Source organism: Haladaptatus marinus, from assembly GCF_051194195.1.
Genome location: NZ_JBLZNK010000002.1, coordinates 543,271 through 561,362, shown reverse-complemented (window position 1 = coordinate 561,362; position 18,092 = coordinate 543,271). Strand labels below are relative to the sequence as shown.

At 58.8% G+C, this 18,092-nt stretch carries 23 protein-coding genes and 1 tRNA gene; 14 read left to right on the top strand and 10 right to left on the bottom strand.

The genetic code is table 11. The annotated features are described in order from the left end of the window. Positions 1-43 precede the first annotated feature (43 nt). From ACN2TU_RS05120 to ACN2TU_RS05110, 3 genes are all read right to left on the bottom strand, one after another. Positions 44-478: a DUF7313 family protein gene (locus tag ACN2TU_RS05120; protein ID WP_435153500.1), complete on the bottom strand. Its 435-nt coding sequence runs from the start codon at positions 476-478 to the stop codon at positions 44-46. 53 nt (positions 479-531) lie between these two features. Continuing rightward, positions 532-1,269 carry an NAD(+)/NADH kinase gene (locus tag ACN2TU_RS05115; RefSeq protein WP_435153498.1) on the bottom strand — a complete coding sequence of 246 codons (738 nt, stop codon included), beginning with the start codon at positions 1,267-1,269 and terminating at the stop codon, positions 532-534. A 113-nt stretch (positions 1,270-1,382) separates the two neighbouring features. Beyond that, a complete protein-coding gene (locus ACN2TU_RS05110) occupies positions 1,383-2,693 on the bottom strand; it encodes a M20/M25/M40 family metallo-hydrolase (RefSeq protein WP_435153497.1) in 1,311 nt (436 codons plus the stop codon). A 232-nt stretch (positions 2,694-2,925) separates the two neighbouring features. On the opposite strand from ACN2TU_RS05110, the gene pdhA reads away from it, so the two are divergent. Beyond that, positions 2,926-3,966 carry a pyruvate dehydrogenase (acetyl-transferring) E1 component subunit alpha gene (gene pdhA, locus ACN2TU_RS05105; protein ID WP_435153661.1) on the top strand — a complete coding sequence of 347 codons (1,041 nt, stop codon included), beginning with the start codon at positions 2,926-2,928 and terminating at the stop codon, positions 3,964-3,966. Positions 3,967-4,049: 83 nt separating this feature from the next. Next, positions 4,050-4,283: a hypothetical protein gene (locus tag ACN2TU_RS05100; RefSeq protein WP_435153495.1), complete on the top strand. Its 234-nt coding sequence runs from the start codon at positions 4,050-4,052 to the stop codon at positions 4,281-4,283. Here ACN2TU_RS05100 and ACN2TU_RS05095 read toward each other — a convergent pair whose 3' ends face one another. Next, positions 4,284-4,538 (bottom strand): MTH865 family protein, encoded by a 255-nt coding sequence (locus ACN2TU_RS05095; RefSeq protein ID WP_435153493.1) that lies wholly within the window; start codon positions 4,536-4,538, stop codon positions 4,284-4,286. Positions 4,539-4,667: 129 nt separating this feature from the next. On the opposite strand from ACN2TU_RS05095, the gene ACN2TU_RS05090 reads away from it, so the two are divergent. Together ACN2TU_RS05090 and ACN2TU_RS05085 are read left to right on the top strand one after the other, a co-directional pair. Continuing rightward, positions 4,668-5,714 carry a M42 family metallopeptidase gene (locus ACN2TU_RS05090; protein WP_435153491.1) on the top strand — a complete coding sequence of 349 codons (1,047 nt, stop codon included), beginning with the start codon at positions 4,668-4,670 and terminating at the stop codon, positions 5,712-5,714. A 398-nt stretch (positions 5,715-6,112) separates the two neighbouring features. Beyond that, the gene (locus ACN2TU_RS05085) at positions 6,113-6,727 is read left to right on the top strand and encodes a plastocyanin/azurin family copper-binding protein (RefSeq protein ID WP_435153490.1); all 615 of its coding nucleotides are present in this window, start codon (positions 6,113-6,115) and stop codon (positions 6,725-6,727) included. Between the two features lie 97 nt (positions 6,728-6,824). On the opposite strand, the gene ACN2TU_RS05080 is transcribed toward ACN2TU_RS05085, so the two are convergent. Continuing rightward, the gene (locus ACN2TU_RS05080; RefSeq protein WP_435153489.1) at positions 6,825-7,298 is read right to left on the bottom strand and encodes an SRPBCC family protein; all 474 of its coding nucleotides are present in this window, start codon (positions 7,296-7,298) and stop codon (positions 6,825-6,827) included. 85 nt (positions 7,299-7,383) lie between these two features. Here ACN2TU_RS05080 and ACN2TU_RS05075 point away from each other — a divergent pair, with 85 nt between their 5' ends. Next, positions 7,384-7,968 carry an arsinothricin resistance N-acetyltransferase ArsN1 family B gene (locus ACN2TU_RS05075; RefSeq protein WP_435153487.1) on the top strand — a complete coding sequence of 195 codons (585 nt, stop codon included), beginning with the start codon at positions 7,384-7,386 and terminating at the stop codon, positions 7,966-7,968. Here the strand turns inward: ACN2TU_RS05075 and lrpA1 are convergent. The 3 genes from lrpA1 to ACN2TU_RS05060 all read right to left on the bottom strand — a co-directional run bounded on the left by lrpA1 (position 7,961) and on the right by ACN2TU_RS05060 (position 11,320). Beyond that, positions 7,961-8,389: an HTH-type transcriptional regulator LrpA1 gene (gene lrpA1 / locus ACN2TU_RS05070; RefSeq protein ID WP_435153485.1), complete on the bottom strand. Its 429-nt coding sequence runs from the start codon at positions 8,387-8,389 to the stop codon at positions 7,961-7,963. The genes ACN2TU_RS05075 and lrpA1 overlap by 8 nt on opposite strands. Before the next feature lie 104 nt (positions 8,390-8,493). Further along, entirely contained in the window at positions 8,494-9,429 is a 936-nt protein-coding gene (locus ACN2TU_RS05065; protein ID WP_435153484.1) for a thiamine pyrophosphate-dependent enzyme, read from the bottom strand. Between the two features lies 1 nt (position 9,430). Continuing rightward, positions 9,431-11,320: a 2-oxoacid:acceptor oxidoreductase subunit alpha gene (locus ACN2TU_RS05060; protein ID WP_435153482.1), complete on the bottom strand. Its 1,890-nt coding sequence runs from the start codon at positions 11,318-11,320 to the stop codon at positions 9,431-9,433. A gap of 296 nt (positions 11,321-11,616) precedes the next feature. On the opposite strand from ACN2TU_RS05060, the gene ACN2TU_RS05055 reads away from it, so the two are divergent. Then, entirely contained in the window at positions 11,617-12,174 is a 558-nt protein-coding gene (locus tag ACN2TU_RS05055; protein WP_435153480.1) for a PKD domain-containing protein, read from the top strand. Here the strand turns inward: ACN2TU_RS05055 and ACN2TU_RS05050 are convergent. Both ACN2TU_RS05050 and ACN2TU_RS05045 read right to left on the bottom strand, forming a co-directional pair. Beyond that, positions 12,126-12,344: a DUF7976 family protein gene (locus ACN2TU_RS05050; protein WP_435153479.1), complete on the bottom strand. Its 219-nt coding sequence runs from the start codon at positions 12,342-12,344 to the stop codon at positions 12,126-12,128. The two genes, ACN2TU_RS05055 and ACN2TU_RS05050, sit on opposite strands and share 49 nt — an antisense overlap. A 3-nt stretch (positions 12,345-12,347) precedes the next feature. Next, entirely contained in the window at positions 12,348-13,388 is a 1,041-nt protein-coding gene (locus ACN2TU_RS05045) for an Mrp/NBP35 family ATP-binding protein (RefSeq protein WP_435153477.1), read from the bottom strand. Positions 13,389-13,578: 190 nt separating this feature from the next. On the opposite strand from ACN2TU_RS05045, the gene moaA reads away from it, so the two are divergent. The 8 genes from moaA (at position 13,579) to ACN2TU_RS05005 (ending at position 17,979) form a co-directional block, all read left to right on the top strand. After that, positions 13,579-14,538: a GTP 3',8-cyclase MoaA gene (moaA, locus tag ACN2TU_RS05040; protein ID WP_435153476.1), complete on the top strand. Its 960-nt coding sequence runs from the start codon at positions 13,579-13,581 to the stop codon at positions 14,536-14,538. Positions 14,539-14,581: 43 nt separating this feature from the next. Then, the gene (locus ACN2TU_RS05035) at positions 14,582-15,364 is read left to right on the top strand and encodes a M99 family carboxypeptidase catalytic domain-containing protein (protein ID WP_435153474.1); all 783 of its coding nucleotides are present in this window, start codon (positions 14,582-14,584) and stop codon (positions 15,362-15,364) included. Next, positions 15,361-15,642, top strand: a complete 282-nt coding sequence (locus ACN2TU_RS05030) for a hypothetical protein (RefSeq protein WP_435153473.1) — start codon at positions 15,361-15,363, stop codon at positions 15,640-15,642. Before ACN2TU_RS05035 ends, ACN2TU_RS05030 begins: the two co-directional genes overlap by 4 nt. 78 nt (positions 15,643-15,720) lie before the next feature. Beyond that, positions 15,721-15,805 (top strand) — tRNA-Ser (locus tag ACN2TU_RS05025). A 16-nt stretch (positions 15,806-15,821) separates the two neighbouring features. Beyond that, entirely contained in the window at positions 15,822-16,325 is a 504-nt protein-coding gene (locus ACN2TU_RS05020) for a 30S ribosomal protein S13 (RefSeq protein WP_266076795.1), read from the top strand. Next, positions 16,325-16,846, top strand: a complete 522-nt coding sequence (locus tag ACN2TU_RS05015; RefSeq protein ID WP_435153471.1) for a 30S ribosomal protein S4 — start codon at positions 16,325-16,327, stop codon at positions 16,844-16,846. The genes ACN2TU_RS05020 and ACN2TU_RS05015 overlap by 1 nt, the downstream gene beginning before the upstream one ends. Then, on the top strand, positions 16,843-17,229 hold the full coding sequence (locus ACN2TU_RS05010; RefSeq protein ID WP_076428590.1) for a 30S ribosomal protein S11: 387 nt from the start codon (positions 16,843-16,845) through the stop codon (positions 17,227-17,229). Before ACN2TU_RS05015 ends, ACN2TU_RS05010 begins: the two co-directional genes overlap by 4 nt. A 3-nt stretch (positions 17,230-17,232) precedes the next feature. After that, positions 17,233-17,979 (top strand): DNA-directed RNA polymerase subunit D, encoded by a 747-nt coding sequence (locus ACN2TU_RS05005; RefSeq protein ID WP_435153469.1) that lies wholly within the window; start codon positions 17,233-17,235, stop codon positions 17,977-17,979. Positions 17,980-18,092 lie beyond the last annotated feature (113 nt).

Sequence of the window (18,092 nt, the reverse complement as noted above, 5' to 3'; positions counted from 1 at the left end):
TCGAAACGAGAAGCAAGAAGGAAATCGACCGTCCGAAATCGCCTCAGACGATGGCGCTCCAGAACGGTTTGATGAACTGGAAGAGACTGAGGTACGCCGCATAGAGGAACACGACGAACGACGCCGTAAGTGCCCCTTTCGGTTTATCCAACGGGACGCCCCGGCGCAGTTCGACGGAGCGGGCTTCGACCTCGAAGAAGTCCGTGAGGAACAGACCGAGGACGAGCGTCGAGAGGACAATACCGGCGTGATGGTGGATCGTCAGGAGGTAGAACGACGCGAGCACCAGCAACACGTTCGTTATCTCGTGTGGAACCCAGCGGTCGAGCGTCTCACGGTCGTCATCCCGCGCTTGTTTCCTGTAGTTTCGGAACGCGAGCATCCGGGTGCCCATATTGACTAGCACCAGTGCGAGCACGAGGGCTTCCGCGTAGGGTTCGAGCACGTCGAGCGGCCCGAGCAACGATAGCGCTTGCATGTCCGAAACTCAGTAGGACAGCGTATTATATTCTTTCCAATTCGGTCGCCCGTTCACTCCTCGAAGAAACTCCGGGCAGACGGGAGGAAAACGACTTCGATCACGCCGTCGAAGGCGATTTCCACCGGTTCGTGGGGTTCGACGGAACAGATTTCACGGTCGTCGGCGAGGAGTTCCACCGCGTCCTCATCGCGCTCGACCGAGAGCGTAACCGGGCCGCGGAGCACCCAGTCATCCACGTGGATGGCGAACGGCGCGACGGGAACCACCGCGAGCACACCCGCACCAGGTTGAACGACCGGGCCGCCCGCATCGCGCGCGTATCCTCGACTGCCGGCGGGTGTCGCAGTGACGACCGCGTCGGCCCGAAACTGGGCGACCGAGTCGCCGTCAGCTTTCACGGCGTATTCGGAAATTCGGGCGGGTTCGCTGGTCACGAGCGTCGCATCGAACAGTGCAGTGGCGACGTGCTCACCGTCCACTGATGCGGAGAGCAGGGGTCGTCCGTTTGTTGTCCATTCGCCCGCGAGCAGGGCTTCGATGGCCGGTTCGATACTCTCCGCCGGAACGCTCTCCACACCCGGTCCGACATCGACCGGCAGAACTGGAACCGACACGCCAGCGCGCACGAGGTCGATAACGGCAGACTCTCCGACTGCGATGACCACGGTCGGGTCTGCATCGAGCACGACCTGGGCGGTTTCATCCATCGAACTGGCTTCGCCGGTCAGCGCGCTCTCGATGCGTCGATCGAGATGGTCGTTCCCGCTGGTTACGACGCCTATCCGCATCGTGTCCTCCTCGCGTGGTTGTCGCCTGTTTCGGTCATTACCTGAACACTCTCGGTCTGTCTTGAAAAGGATACCGCGCTGGTCGTTCGGCGGTCGTTTTGGTCGAGGTTCCGTTACTCGTCGTATGGCCAGTCGCCGATGATTTTCATGCCTGCGGCTTGATCTTCGGCTTCGAGTGCCGCGGCGATTTCTCCGGGTTCTTTGTGCGCAACGTCGAACTCGTCACTCGCGAGGTGAATGGTGAGTTCGGTGAGCAAAATCGCTTGCTCGCGGAGGTCGCGAACTTCGACTTTATCCAGCGTGTCGGCGAAGGTGTGGCCCCATCCTCTGCCTTCGTCGCCGGTCTCGCTCATGACGTGATACCCCGGAACGCCCCACTGGACGAACGGCCAGTGGTCGCTGTGTGGCCCTTGCTCCGGAATCGTTTTGATGGGGTGGCCGAACTCGTCCGCGATTTCGCTCGCAGCCTCCGACAGCTCGTCAAAGCCGTGAGTGAAAAACGAGAGGGTTCGACCGCGGACGACGCCGTCGTTGTTGACGATGGCCTTGATGCTATCGTGGTCAGTTTCTTCGGCCATGTAATTCGACCCGACGAGGCCAACCTCTTCCGCGCCGAAGGCGACGAAGTGGACGCGCGTTTCGAGTTCATCTTCCCGTTCGGCGAGCGCACGAGCTATTTCGACGACCATGGCGCTTCCCGCACCGTTGTCCATCGCACCCTCGGCGATATCGTGAGCGTCGATGTGGCTCGTAACGAGCACCCGTTCGTCGGTGTCAGGGCCGAGTTCCGCGTGGACGTTTTGGCTCGTCGCATCGTGGATGTCCGCTTCGACTTCGACCGTTACGTCGTCACCCTCCCACCGGCGGGCGAGGCGCGAACCGACCTCCTTGCTGACGCCGACTGCGGGGATATCGCCGATCGGGTCGTCCCCGGTGCCGACGCTTCCCGTCGGTGGCAGACATCCTTCGACGTGATTGCGGAAGACGAAGGCTGCGGCACCGCCTTCGACGGCGTAGTAGTACTTCTCCCGGCGGTGAATGAACCGGTCGTAGTATCCCGGAACGTTCGAGGCGGCCATCACGACTTTTCCCTTGATATCTGTTTCCTCGAAGTCCGAAGGTAGTCCATAGCCCAGATCCACGAATTCGCCGTCGACGTTTCCGGATGGACTGCGTGGAAGCGCGATGGATTCCTGTGTCGTGTCCCCGGCGTGAATCGCGCTCGCGCCCCGCTCCCAGCCCTGAATGTCGAACTCCGCCAGTCGTGCATTTCGCGCACCGACTGATTCGAGTGCATCTCGGGTCGCTTCGGCACCGCGGCGTTCGCCCTCGCTTCCGGCCATTCTGTCGCCGATATCGACTATCGTTTCGAGGAAATCCCATCCCGAATTGCTCGTGAATGTTCGGCCAATCCACTGTGACATACGCAGACACGTCTCGTGGGGTCAGCCTAAGTGTTTCGAACCGTAACATCCTGACAAATCGTCGGTTATTCGCTCTTCTTCGCCAACAATCTCGCTGATTTATAATCAAGGTATTTAAACCGCCTACAGATTCTTCTGGATACTTGACCTGTGGCGATGTTTTATAATGAAAGACATCGTTTCGCCGATAGACGGTCGGAGTTACACATATATGGCTTCACAAGCACCTGATATGGCGCGCGTGGTTGGGCTCGATGGAAGTGTCGAAGGGAACGTGAATCTCTCGACAACCGACGTAGAGAACATGTACCGGTTGCAGGTACTCGCACGCACGTTCGACCAGAAAGCCGTCTCGCTCCACCGACAGGGACGAATTGGGACATACGCGCCGCTGCAAGGACAGGAGGCCGCACAGGTCGGTGCGGCCTATGCGCTCTCCCCCGACGACTACTGTTTCCCGACGTATCGCGACCACGCGATGTATCTCACCCGTGGCCACGCGATGCGGGACATCCTTCTTCATCTCTCGGGGGCGGGGAACTACGTCGACCGCGAAGACGCCGAGGCACTTCGGACGTTCCCGCCGACGATTCCCATCGCCACGCAACTGCCTCACGCAGTCGGCGTCGGCATGGCTGCAAACTACAAGGACGACGATTGCGCCGTGTTAGCGAGTTTCGGCGACGGAGCCACCAGCGAAGGGGATTTCCACGAGGCGATGAACTTCGCGGGCGTGTTCGAGACGCCGACAGTGTTTTTCTGTCAGAACAACCAGTGGGCGATTTCGGTGCCGAGAGAGCGCCAGACCGCGAGTGCCACCATCGCGCAGAAAGCGCAGGCCTACGGATTCGAGGGCGTCCGCGTCGATGGTAACGACGTGTTCGCCGTGTACCGGGCAGTGGCCGATGCGCTCGAAGGTGCTGACGACGGCGAACCGATACTCATCGAGGCGGTCACCTACCGGCAGGGTGCTCACACCACGACCGACGACCCCACTAAATATCGTGACGAAACGGAAGTCGAGGCGTGGGCGAAGAAAGACCCGCTCGACCGAACCCGCGACTATCTCGAATCCGAACACGGATGGACGGAGGAAGACGAGGAGGAACTTCGCCAAGAAGCGAAAGAACACGTCGCCGACGCCGTCGAAGCTGCCGAGGCGCACGAGGGGTACGACACGGACGCCATCTTCGACCACGTGTACGCTGGCGAGCATCCACGGTACGACCGCCAACGTGCTTCCATCCCCGAAAATCCCCAAGTGGAACGGTAGCGAAGGCGGGAGGGGAGAACGGACTCGAAACCGTCGCCAGCACAGTTATGTACAGGGCTGTGGTAACTCGCACGGGGATTGAGATGGAACGTCAAGATACACAACCGGGGGCGTACGGAGCCGAGACCGAAGAAATCGCGGACATCGCGGAGATAGAGATTACGGAGCCGATGCTGACGTGGCTCGAAGTCTCACATCCACAACAGCCGATTCCGATCGGTGAAAACGACCGAGTTCTAGACAGCAAGTTCAACGAACAACACGATGTCTGGGAAGTACTGCTCGTTGCGCTTCCTGAAGAAGAGGACGAAGAGTAGTTACAGCATATCCTTCTGTTTCAGCCCTTCGATGAGGTCATCGACGAGGGCATCCACGTTGTCGTACGGGAAATCCTGTGCGTCGTTCATTTTGGTCGCCAGTTCCATCGCGGTGAAACTCGTGTCGCCGGATTCGAAGCGCGTCCCCGGTCCGTTCGGGAGCGCCGGAACGAGATCCATCGGACTGCTGACTGGGTAATCTGCGCCTTCGAATGCGTCGTGGAACTGCTCTCTAAATTCTGCTTCGTCAGCCATGTCAGTGTCTGTGTGTGTAATTGGCAAAAACGTTCCGGAACCACAATAAACGAGTTGTGAGTTTTGTCATTACTTCTCCGGGTCTCCGGTTCACCGAGTTTTATACCACGATGCGTCAGAGAGTCAGGTATGGCATTTGATTTCGATTTCGAACTACTACAGGAACTGACCGAGACGAGCGGCGCACCGGGGTACGAAGACCGAATTCGGAATATCGTCCGACGGGAGTTAGACGGCGAAGTGGACGAAATTCACATCGACGCAATGGGGAACGTCGTCGGCACGGTAGAAGGCACTACCGACTACGAGGTTGCTGTCCCGGCTCACATGGACGAAATCGGATTCATGGTTACGCACGTGGACGATGACGGATTCCTCTCGATCGACTCGTTGGGCGGATGGGACCCTCGAGTGCTCCGCGCACAGCGCGTCACGGTTCACACCGAAGACGAAGATTTGACGGGCGTCATCGGGTCAATGCCGCCCCACCTGCTGGACGACGAAGACGAACAGGAGGTCTCGGACGTGTATATCGACCTCGGACTTCCTGCCGAGGAAGCGGAATCCCGCGTCTCCGTCGGTGATATCGTGACGATGGAACAGACGACGACGCGAATCGGCGAGCACGTCACCGGCAAGGCGCTGGACGACCGAGTGTGTCTCTTTGCGATGCTCGAAGCCGCAAAGCGAATCGAGAACCCCGACGTGACGATTCATTTCTGTGCAACGGTACAAGAGGAAGTCGGACTTCGAGGGGCAGAGGCGTTGGGCGTCGATATCGACCCCAACCTCGCCATCGCACTCGACGTAACGGTCGCGAACGATATCCCGGGAGTCACCAAAGAAAAAGACCACGTGACCAACCTCGGTGATGGAACTGCGATAAAACTCAAAGACGGAAGTGTCGTTACGACCCCGAAAGTTCACCGACGACTGCGCTCGCTGGCCGAGAACCGTGACATCGAATACCAACTCGAAGTGCTTCCGTCCGGCGGAACCGACACCGCCGGATTCCAGAACACCCACGGGGCAAAGCCGGTCGGCGCGATTTCGATTCCGACGCGTTACCTGCACACGGTGACCGAGAGCGCCCACGGCGACGACGTGTCGGCGACCATCGACCTGCTCACCGCATTCCTCGAAACCGAAACCGGCGAGCACGACTACTCACTCTGACTCACCTTTTTCTGCGGTCGGGAGCCAAAGCCAGCGCCACATGGCGCTGGCTTTGGCCTACCTCCCTGGAAAAATCTGAACCAAAATCTCGGTGCTCCCTTCGGTTCGCGCCGAGTTCGCTTGGTCGTCGCTGGCGCTTCACTCGCGGGGAGTACGCTGGCCCTCTCCGCCCACATAGCGATGAACCGACGAGTAAAACGAGTCGGTTCGAGCAACTGGCTGGTGACGTAACAACCGAAAACAGCAGACGAACGCACTGCAGGAACCGGAATGGACACAACCGTTAGGAGCCAGCCGAAACGGTGACGGTGTTCGTTGCCGTTCGCGCCTGCGACCGCAGAAAAAGGTGGTGGTTCCAAACCAAAGTATTCAGTACCCACCGGGACTAAGCCCCGCGCATGACAGATGGGGAAGCGGACGACTCAGTCACTCGACGCGGATTTCTCCTCGGTTCTGCGGGTGTCGCGGCCGTCGGCGCGACTGGAACGACAGCAGCGGCTGAAGGAGAGGGTTCCCAAGGCACCACGACCAGCGGCGGTGGAAGTGGAAACGAAAGCTCCGGCGGTGGAGGCGGCGGCGGAACGAAGACCGTCAAAGTCGGCCCTGGCGGCGAACTCGTCTTCGAGCCAGCCGACCTCCAAATCTCTCCCGGCACCACGGTGAAGTGGGTCTGGGAGTCGAACACCCATAACGTGGTTCCCGAGAGCCAACCCGATGGGGCTGGCTGGGAAGGGTCTGGAAGTGATAGTGAAACGTTCGATTCTGGCCACACGTACGAGCACACCTTCGATACGGAAGGGTCGTACGAGTACTTCTGTGCGCCGCACAAAAGTGCCGGCATGACCGGCGCTATCACAGTCGGCGGCAGTGAATCTAGCGGCCCAACCGAACCGGCGATTCCCGCCAGCGCGAAGACGCTCGGCGTCGCCACCTCCGGCGCGCTGGCGTTCACCCTCGGACTGGCGTACTTCTTCATGAAGTTCGGCGGCGACTACGGCGAGTTCGACGAGTAGCGAGGCGTTTTCGGACGTATCGACCGGTAGAACTTCCCGTCTCCGAACTCGGGTGATGTAGTCCGGCGACTTCCCACGACCGGAACGGTGGTCGGCATCACTCCAGCAGTTTCTTCGTCTTTTCGTGGCGATACCGGAACATCGGCTCGAACCCCACCTTGGCAAGTGGACTGCCTGCTTCACCGAGCGCAGGGAATCGATACTTTACTCTGTCGCGCACGAGCGTCTTTCCGTCCCCGGCGTAGAACTGGTGGGTGTGCGTCCACTCCGGAAACGGGCCGTTGCTCATCTCGTCCTGGAACATCGCCGAGCCGTCGTCCTCTTCGCGTCGCGTAATCGTCGAAATCCATCGCTGGCGCGGGCCGACACCGAACGGTTGGAGCGACAGTCGGATTTGGGTTCCCGTCTCCAACACATCCGGATTCGACTCCCCATCCGGGCCTCGTATCCCTTCGACACGGAGGTGCATCCAGTCGGGGGTGAGTGCCTCCAATCCATCGGTCGTCGAATGAAATTTCCACACCTCGTCGAACGGCGCATCAACCCACACCTCGCGCTGGTACGTTGCCATCGTCTGACGTTCTCGCGCTGACCTCAAGGGTCTTGTGCGCAACCAGTGAGACCATTTATTTCGATTCACGGTGCACGTCGAATCGATGGCTCTCATCCGACTCGCCGAAACGGACGATGCCGCGCAAATCGCGGCCATTTATGCACCAGTCGTCCGCGAAACGATCATCTCGTTCGAAACTGACCCCCCCGACGACGCGGAGATGACAAACCGGATTCGAAAGACGCTCCCGACGTATCCGTGGCTCGTCTGTGAACACGACGATTCGATTCTCGGCTACGCCTACGCCGGTGCCCATCGAACCCGAGATGCGTATCAGTGGTCGGTAGACGTGTCGGTGTACGTCCACGCCGAGCATCGTCGTTCGGGAATCGGTCGCGGACTGTACGAATCCCTGTTCGCACTCCTCGAAAAACAGGGATATTACAACGCCTATGCCGGTATCGCGCTTCCAAACGCCGCGAGCGTCGGCCTTCACGAATCGCTCGGCTTCGAGCAGGTGGGCGTGTACGAAGACGTCGGTTACAAAAACGGGGCGTGGCACGACGTTGGATGGTGGCAGCGACAACTTCACCCCTCCGAGGACGAGCCGAACCCACCGTCGCCACTCACCGATCTGGATATCGACAATGAGATAGAACGCGGAGCGGCTACGATACGGATTACTTGAGTCGCTCCTGGAGGAACGATGGGTGCGCGGCAGAGACGCCATCGATGGACAAAATCTCACCGCTGATTACGTCACCAACCGCGCCACCGTTCGGTGCGCGGACTTCCGCCATCAGCATGTGGTCTCCGCTACACGTGTACAGCGTTTCGATATCGGGCAACTCTTTGAGCGAGCGAGTCGCTTCCACGTAGCGTTCGCTCTCAACGTCGATGCCGACGAGCGCGATGCTCTGACTCGAGAGTTTCTTCGGGTCGATCTCCGCAGAATAGCCGACGATGACGCCTTCATCTTCGAGTTTTTCGATGTACTTTCTGACGGTTGGCTTCGAGACGCCAGCACGGTCTGCAATTTCGGAGTACGACGCCTGTGCATCGTCCTCTAACACTCTGAGAATACGGTCTTCTGTCGATTCCGTGCTCATGTTATCAGGATGTTTCACTCACAGGAAAAAATACCTTGCGAAGTGGAAAACACATTACCGAGCGCGAAAAGCTTGGACAAACCGACAGGAGAAACGAAACGAGATTATTTGTGGCGGTCGAGCAGGTCGTAGCTTCGCTCCCACTCGTAATCGTCGTCGAAGTACCGCTCCGCGAGTGGCGTTTCCGGCATGTCGCCGGTTGCCTGTTTCTCCTGCTGGTAGGACAGACGCTCATCATCGATGTAGAATCGACCGGTGAGCACTTTGCCCTCGTACAGTGCGTCCTCGGCCTCGTGCATCGCTTCGGCCGCTTCACGTCGGTCGTTTACGTCGAAGTCGTAATCGTCGCTGTCCTGTACGTCGATGTACGGGACGTACTGCTTTGCGTCCTTGTTCCACGTCGGGCACTGCGTGAGGAAGTCCACGTGTGCGAACCCGTCGTGTTCCATCGCTTCGGCGAGGATTTCTTTCGCCTGGTTCGGATTGACCGCCGCGGTTCGGGCGACGTAGCTTGCACCCGATGTGAGTGCGAGCGACAGCGGTCGAATCGGACTTTTCGCACTGCCGTGCGGTTGGGTCTTCGACTTGTGACCCTTCGGCGACGTGGGCGAGGTCTGCCCCTTCGTCAGGCCGAAGATTTCGTTGTCGAAGACGATGTAGGTCATGTCGTGGTTCTCGCGGGCGGTGTGCATGAAGTGGTTGCCACCGATGCCGTACCCGTCACCGTCACCGCCTGCGGCGATGACTTCGAGATCCGGGTTGGCGAGTTTAGCCGCACGTGCGACCGGCAGGGAACGCCCGTGAATCGAGTGGAAGCCGTAGCTTTGGAAATAGCTTGACAGCTTTCCGGAACACCCGATACCCGTGACGAGAAGCGTCTCGTCCGGCGTTCGGCCGACCTCCGGCATGGCCTGTTTCAGCGCCTTGAGGACGCCGAAATCACCACAGCCCGGACACCACGTCGCCTGTGGTTCGAGGCTGGGCGTGAATTCGTTCACGTCGATGTCTCGTTCTTCGTCGATTGCGTTGAATACACTCATTTCAGTCACCCCGTGCGGATTCTATCCGCGTGTTGTGCGCTGGTTCGGCACTGCCGTCGAGTTGTGCCTCGTAGCCCTCTACGATGTCGGTAGGCTCGAACGGGTTACCGTCGTATTTCAGCAGGCTGTACAGTTTGTCGCCGTGGCGACCGGTCTCGCCCTGGATGTGGCGACGGAACTGTGCAGTAGCGTTCATCTCGACGACCAGCGCCTCGTCCACGTCTTCGAGGAACGAATTGACTTCGTCCTTCGGGAACGGAAGCATGTCGCTGACGTTCATGGCCTTGACCGAGTGGCCATCCTCGTTCAGCATATCGACGGCTTCCTCAACGGCACCTTTTGTGCTTCCGAAGTTGAGGATGGCGTACTCGGCATCCTCGTCGCCGTACACCGTCTGGTGGGACTCGTCCATCTCGTTGAGTTCGTCGCGGATGGCGTCGAGTTTGGACATCCGGCGGTTCATCTGCGTGACGCGGTTGTCCGGGTCTTCGCTGATGTGTCCGGCCTCGTTGTGCTCGTTACCGGAGGCGAGGTAGTTGCCGCCCTTCTGTCCCGGGAGGGAACGTGGGCTGACACCGTCTTCGCCGTCGTAGCGGTAGCGCTTGAAGCGGCCGGCGAGACGTTCTCCTTCCTCGATATCCTCCTCGGTCACGACGCTTCCGATGTCCGGGTTCGGTTCCTTGTCGAACACTGATTCCGGAACCGTCTCGTGGCCGCCTGAGAGCTTCTGGTCGTAGAGGATGATGGATGGAATTTGGTAGTTGTAGGCGAGTTCGAATGCCTTTCGCGTCTGGATATACGATTCGCGCGCATCACCCGGCGCGAAGACGACGCGGTTGGAGTCGCCCTGGCTCGTATACAGGACGTGTTCCAAGTCACCTTGTTCCGGCTTCGTCGGCATCCCCGTCGATGGACCTGCTCGCATCGATTCGACGAGTACGAGCGGTGTTTCGGTGATTTCCGCCAGTCCGAGCGGCTCGGACATCAGCGCGAATCCGCCACCGGACGACCCACTCATCGCCTTTGCACCTGCGTGACTCGCACCGATTGCGAGCGCGGCGGCGGCGATTTCGTCCTCGACCTGCTCGGAAATTCCGCCGAGGTCGGGAAGATGCTGGGTCATAATCGTGAACACGTCGGTCCACGGGGTCATGGGGTATCCGGCGATGAACCGGCATCCTTCGTCCATGGAACCGTATGCGATGCCGTGACTGCCCGAGATGAGCACCTGCTCTTCTTCGTGTTCGCTCTCGGGAACCGTCACGCCAACGTCGGTGTCGTAGTTCTCCGAGACATCCTCGTAGGCTTCGCGGAGAATTTCGAGGTTGGGTTCGAGGATTTTCTCCGGCATTGCGCCGGTCATCAGTTCCTCAACTACGTTGAGTTCGAGACCGATGATAGCGCAGGTTGCGCCGATACCGGCGGTGTTCCGCATGATTTCACGGCCGTACTCTTTCGCCAGACCGCGAAGGTCTAGGTCGAAGACGTGCCAGTCGTTCTCCTCGACTCGCTCCTCGAAGTCCGGAATGTCGTCCGTGTCGAGCAGTCCGGAATCGTAGATGATGACACCCCCCTCACGGAGTTCGTCCAAGTTCTCCGACAGGGGCTTGATTTCCTCATCGCCGTAGTAGGCTTCTTCCTGTGGGTTTCGAGCGAAACTGTCACCCAGTGCGAGGAGGAAATTGTAGTTGTCTCCTCGTGATTTTACTTCCTCGTCCGACGCGCGAATCTCCACGTACGTGTGGCCACCGCGAATGCGCGACGGATAGTGTCGATGCGTGAATACGTTCAGCCCTGACCGCATCAGGGCTTTTGCGAAGTTCTGGCTCGTCGAGTCGATTCCGTCCCCGGAACCCCCTGCGATTCGCCAGATGAGTTCGTCATCCGTCATAAGTGTAGCTCCTGGCCTCCCTGGCCTAGTGGATAACAGTTGCGTGGCAAGGTGGTAAAGCCTTTGCCATAGATTAGCAAGGAACTATTGTGATAGATGGCTTCTAACGCTGGATTTCGGGAGTTCCCGGGGTAGAAAGTCCCCATTTATTAATAATAAAATTATAGTTAGCCAACGATCTACGGGATCGAACATGGGTCACTCATTCAGTTAATATTGTTTCCTGCATTGTGTGGTTTATGAATTATAAATCAATTACTTTTTTAAAGTGAAAGGATACAAAACTCGCCGAACCAATGAACCGAGCCGTTACGGGTATACTCATACTCCTACTCACTACGTCGCTCGTTCCGCCGATATCGACGGCGAACGAACCACCACTTGCCGATGCTGGACTTGATCAAAACGTCGAGCGAGGTGCAACCGTGCTCCTGAATGGTGACGGGGCTTACGACCCTGACGGACAGATCAAGCGATACGAATGGTCGATAACGACACCGGATGGTCGAACGATTACACCCGGCTGCACAACCTGCTCACGAACGCAATTTCGACCAACCTCGGTCGGAACCTACACAGTTTCTTTGACTGTAATCGATGATAGTGGTGCAAGCAGGCACGACTCACTGTACGTGACTGTCTCACCGGGGGCGAAACCGGCGGTTAGTGTCTCGGGCCCCAAACAGCCTCGTGTCGGCCAAGAAGGTGTATACTCTGCAGCTATCGATGCTGGCGCAGCATCTCTCGGTCGTATCGTCTGGTCACTCGATGGAAAAACAATCGCCACACATTCGGTATCTGGTGCTCACTCTTCCGCATCCTTCGTCCGTATGATTTCGCGCATGTTGATGTAGATGTCCTTCGGAGAGGTATCCTCGTTCGAGTCGTAGAGGTCGCTGATTCGGTAGAGAATCGCGGCGATGAGTTTGCTTTCGCTACTGTCACCGCGAATGTCGTCCGCGATTTCGCGAAGGGTTTCAACTCGCTCGCTGTCCGGCTCGAACGATTCTGTCTCGTTTTCCATCCCTTACTCCTGCGATTGTCTGCGACGATTGATAATCCCGACGTTGTTGGCGACGTTCTCGGTAAGGACGCGGAAGGCGTCTCCGGTTTCGCTGTCCTCGTCGAGAACGATGGGTGTCCCCTCGTCGCCACCGGTTCGGACGGCTGGGTCGAGAGGCACGCCGCCGAGGAAAGGCATGTCCTGCTCTTCGGCGAACGCCGCACCGCCACCGTGTCCAAAGATGTCGTGTTCACCGCCACAGTCCGGGCATTTGAACGAACTCATGTTTTCAGCGATGCCGAGAACGGGGGTCTCGTGTTTGCCGAACATCTGAAGCCCTTTCTGTGCGTCATCGAGCGCGACTTGTTGTGGCGTCGTGACGATGACTGCACCAGTGACGGGAACGCTCTGGAGCAGTGTGAGTTGCGTGTCGCCGGTTCCCGGTGGCAGGTCTACGACCATGTAGTCGAGTTGGCCCCATTCCACGTCCTCCCAGAGTTGGGTGAGAACTTTGTGAACCATCGGGCCACGCCAGATAACGGGGTCGTCTTCGCCGACGAGGAAGGCCATGCTCATCAGTTTCACGCCGAATTTCTCGGGTGGGACGAGTTTCCCCTCTTCGGTTGCCTGTGGGCGCTGATCAGCGGCGACCATTCGCGGGACGTTGGGGCCGTACACGTCGGCGTCGAAGAGTCCGACTCTGGCACCGAGTTTGGAGAGCCCAGCGGCGAGGTTGACCGCGACGGTACTTTTCCCGACGCCACCTTTTCCCGACGCGACGGCGATGATGTTTTTGACGCCCGGTAGAACCTGCTCTTCCGGCGAATGCTGGCTATCAACTCGGGCCGACAGTTCGGTGTCGAGACCCTCGCTTCCTAACACTTCACGAACACAATTTGCGATTTCGGTTTCGTGGGGTGCGTACGGCGTTCCAAGGGCGAGCGAAACCCGTGCAGTTTCGTCCTCGACCGTGATTTTGTTCACGATTCCGAGCGAAACGATGTCCTCGCCGAGGTCGGGGTCGTCGACCCCACGCAGGAGGTCTCGAACGTCAGCTTCGTCCATAGTGTCGGCTAGGGCGTGACCCGTCGATAAGACTTGTGAACTGTGTGACCCTGTGGTCGCTCATCACGGTTTCAATGGACGTCTCGTTACAACGAGCGATTTCTCTGCGGAGAAAGTGTAACTAAATGTGGTTACGTTCGTGTTGGAGACTCCCACGTGTTTAATAATATTCGTCCGAAAGGTACGGACGATGCTCGAAGATTCGTTCGGGCGCGAGGTCACGGGGGTACGCGTCTCTCTTACTGACCGGTGCAATTTCGACTGCGTCTACTGTCACAACGAGGGTCTCGGAGACACACGAGGCCCAATGGATCCGCAGGACGACGAAATGAGTGCCGACGACGTGGTTCGGTTTCTGGAAGTGGCCCGCGAATTCGACGTAGAGAAGGTGAAGTTCACGGGTGGTGAACCGATGCTCCGACAGGATTTGGAGGAAATCATCCGTCGGACACCCGATGAGATGGAGGTATCGTTGACGACGAACGGGACGTTCCTCCCGGGACGTGCGGAGGAACTCCGTGAAGCGGGGCTCACACGGGTGAACGTTTCACAGGACGCCCTCGACCCGAAAGCCTTCGCGGAGGTGACGAAAAGCGGTGCGTACGATAAAGTGATGGAGGGTGTCGAGTCGGCACTAGATGCCGGACTCGAACCTGTGAAACTCAACATGGTCGTCTTCGAGGCGACGGCAGGGTATGTCCCAAAGATGGTCGACCACGTCGCAGAGAACGATGGCCTTCAGTTACAGCTCATCGAGTACATGCCCGAACTGACTGGAAAACCGGAGTGGGCAATCGATATCGAACGCGTCCACGGCTGGCTCGAAGAACAGGCCGACGACATCGAAATCCGCGAGATGCACGGACGGAAACGCTACTGGGTGAACGGTGGGATGGTCGAAATCGTCGATCCGGTGGAGAACCCGAGCTTCTGCTCTAATTGTCATCGCGTACGCGTGACGCACGAAGGATACCTAAAAGGATGTTTGAACCGAAACGACGACCTGCGACCGATGGGTGAGATGACGAGACCAGAAATACGAGAAGCGTTCCGCGAAACGGTCGCAAATCGAGTTCCCTACTACGGCGAGTACATGATTCGAAACGGCGAGGGTGAGTGGGAGATAAACGACCGCTACGTCGACGCCTGAAACGGCGACAAGGTTGATAGGTGCTGGCTACGCGCCCTCCCCTATGCGACGACGGGCATTCCTCGCGGCGGCAGGTGCGCTTTCCGTCGGTGGTTTGAGCGCTTCGATTGCTAACAGTAGACTGGCAGTGCAGACGCCGCCTGACCCGGCGTATACGATTCTCTCCGGAACGAAACACGAAACGGAAGTGTTCGTTCGAAACAGAGGCGACGGGCCGACAGCACTCGTCGTCGGTGGGATGCATGGCGACGAGAAGAGTGGCTACCGCGCCGCGACTGCTATCACGAGATGGCAGGTCTCGGGTGGGACGCTCGTCGTTCTGCCGAAAGCAAATCAGGCGGCGATTCGAGCGAATCGCCGCGAAGGCGAAAACGGCGACCTGAATCGGAAATTCCCGACCGGAGAAACCCCGGAGACAGAACTGGCACGTGCCATCTGGGGCGTGGTTTCCCGCCACGATCCTGATGTCCTACTCGACTTACACCGCTCTATCGGGATTTACGGCTATCACGAATCGTCCGTCGGGCAGGTGATTTGGCCAACGGACGCGGGGAGAGCGAGCGACCACGCAAAACGGACGGCGGAGCGTCTGAACGACGCCGTCGTTCCGTGGTCGATGCCGCTCCATGAGTTTCGCCTCGGTGGCGAGATAACTGGGTCGCGGCCGATGCTCGTACACAAATTCGCAGGCGACTTAGGCCGACCGGGATACATCTTCGAGACGACGGCGTTTTTGCTCGACCTCGGGACGAGAGTTCGCTGGACGAAGCGCGCCGCCGAGGAGTTGCTTTCCCATCACGGAATCGAACGGCGGAGGAACTCATGAACGTCCGAAACGTGCTCACGGGACGGATGGTGTGGGGATGGTATCTGTTGTTAGTCGGTTCACTCGTGGTCGGTGCGCTAGATGCTCGGCTCATGACCCCACTCGCACTGCCGGGATATCTCGTGCTCACGCTCGGGAGCGCCTACGGAAGTCATCTCTTTCCGACGTTCGAACTGTGGGTATTTTGGGCACCGTTTTTCGCCGGGATGTACGTCGTCTCCGTGGGGCTTGCAAGCCTCTCACGTGCAGTTCGAGAGGCATTCGTTGCGTTTAAATAGTAACCACCGGTAGGATGAATCGCAGACACCTGTAGGGACATGCGTCCCGAGTCCGGCAGGGCGAACATATGAACGCGTGTCGAGGTAGCCTAGTCTGGCCCACGGCGCAGGGTTGCTAACTCTGTGGCGTCAAGCCTCGAGGGTTCGAATCCCTCCCTCGACGCTCCAAACTATCAACCATGAGTACGGAACAACCACAGGACGAAGACGACGACCTTCGGTACTTCGTCCGCATCGGGCAAACAGACCTCGATGGGACGAAGACCGTAGAGCGGTCGCTTTCCGATATGAACGGAATCGGTCGTCGCACGGCACGACTGCTCGCCGAAAAGGCGGGTATCGACCGAACTGCAACGTTCGGTCGACTCGACGAAGACGACATTCAAAGCGTCGTCGAGGCCGTGGAGAACTACGCCGACGAAGTTCCCGAGTGGCTCACGAACCACCGAGACGGGTACTTCTCCGGCGAGACGACCCACGAAACCGGTAACGACCTGTCCATGACGCGACGGCAGGACATCAACCGGATGAAAATGATTAGCTCGTACAAAGGCCTCCGCCATAAGCGTGGACAGAAAGTTCGCGGACAGCGAACCAAGTCCACGGGTCGTACCGAGGGTACGATTGGCGTGAACGTCGAGGCTATCAAGGAAGAAGCCGCCGCGGAGGGTGACGAAGAATAATGTCGCTCCCCGGTGAGAACACCAAATTCTACGAGACGCCGAACCACCCGTTCCAGGGTGAGCGAATCGGCGAAGAACGCGGTCTGATGGACCGATACGGCCTGAAGAACAAAGAAGAACTCTGGCGCGCCCAGAGTGAGCTTCGTAACTTCCGCCGTGAGGCCCGACGACTGCTCGGCAACATCACGGGCGACGAATCCGCAGAAGGCGAGGAGTTCCTCTCCCGTCTGAAGCGAATTGGCGTCCTCGACGACGGCGACGAACTCGGCGACGTTCTGCTCCTCGAGATCACAGACGTGCTGGAGCGACGCCTCCAAACCGTTGCCTACCGAAAGGGGCTGGCAAACACGCCACAGCAGGCGCGCCAGTTCATCACCCACGGCCACGTTACGGTGGACGATCGACGCGTGTCGATTCCGTCGTACAAGGTCGAAATCGTCGAGGAAGGCAGCGTCGCCTTCGACGAGAACAGCCCGCTTGCAGACGAACTTCATCCAGAACGCGCGGAGGGTAACGAATGAGCGACAACGACGAAAAGTGGGGAATCGCCCATGTACACGCATCGTTCAACAACACGATCATCACCATCACGGACCTCACTGGTGCGGAGACGATTGCGAAGTCGTCCGGTGGGACGGTCGTGAAACAGAACCGTGACGAGTCCTCACCGTACGCGGCCATGCAGATGGCCGAAACGGTCGCGGACGAAGTCAAGGCCGCTGGAATCGACGGTCTGCACGTCCGCGTGCGAGGCCCCGGCGGCAACCTTCAGCAGAACCCGGGTCCGGGTGCGCAGGCAACGATTCGCGCACTCGCTCGTGCCGGAATCGAAATCGGTCGTATCGAAGACGTGACGCCGATTCCGCACGACGGTACCCGCGCACCGAAAGGTAGTGGATTCTAACACATGACCGAAGACTTCGACGTAGAGTTCATCGACGGCGACGAACGCAAGGCGCGGTTCCTCGTTCGCAACGTCACCCCGGCGTTCGCCAACGGTATTCGCCGGGCCATGATTGCGGACGTACCGACGCTGTCCATCGACACGCTCCGCGTCATCGAGAACTCCTCGGTGATGTTCGACGAGCAGATCGGACTGCGTCTGGGCTTGGTTCCGCTGACCACGCCACCCGGCGAGTTCGAGGACGGCGACACCGTGACGCTCAGTCTCGACGTGTCGGGTCCGGGAACAGCGTTCTCCGGCGACCTCATCAGCTCCGACGAGATGGTGCAACCCGCCGAGGACAACGTTCCGATCATCGACCTGAAGGACGGCCAGCGCCTCGAACTGGAGGCCGACGCGGTTCTCGGGTCGGGGAAGGAACACGCCAAACATCAAGGTGGCGTTGCGGTCGGCTACCGCCACCTGCAACGCGTCGAAGTCGTCGGCGACCGGGACGAGTTCGGAGAGGAAGAACCCCGGATTCTCCGTGGTATCATCGAAGACGATGGTGAGCTCGTTCCGACGGAATCGTTCGACCACGACCTCACGAACCGGTTCCCCGGAAAGGATGTCGAGGTTCACGACGTTCCGAACGCCTTCGTGTTCGACGTCGAAAGCGACGGGTCGTTTACCGTCGAGGAGTTGGTCACGCAGGCCGTCGATTCGTTGGCGGAACGCGCGGACGAACTCGAACAGGCAATTCAACTATAACAATGACAGGCCCTTGGAGCTCCCCTGACGTGTTCGCCGATTCGACGGAGAGTGTCAACTCTCGGAATCGGACAACCGAAAGTGGTTTTAAGGGCCGCAGACAACAGTGTGTT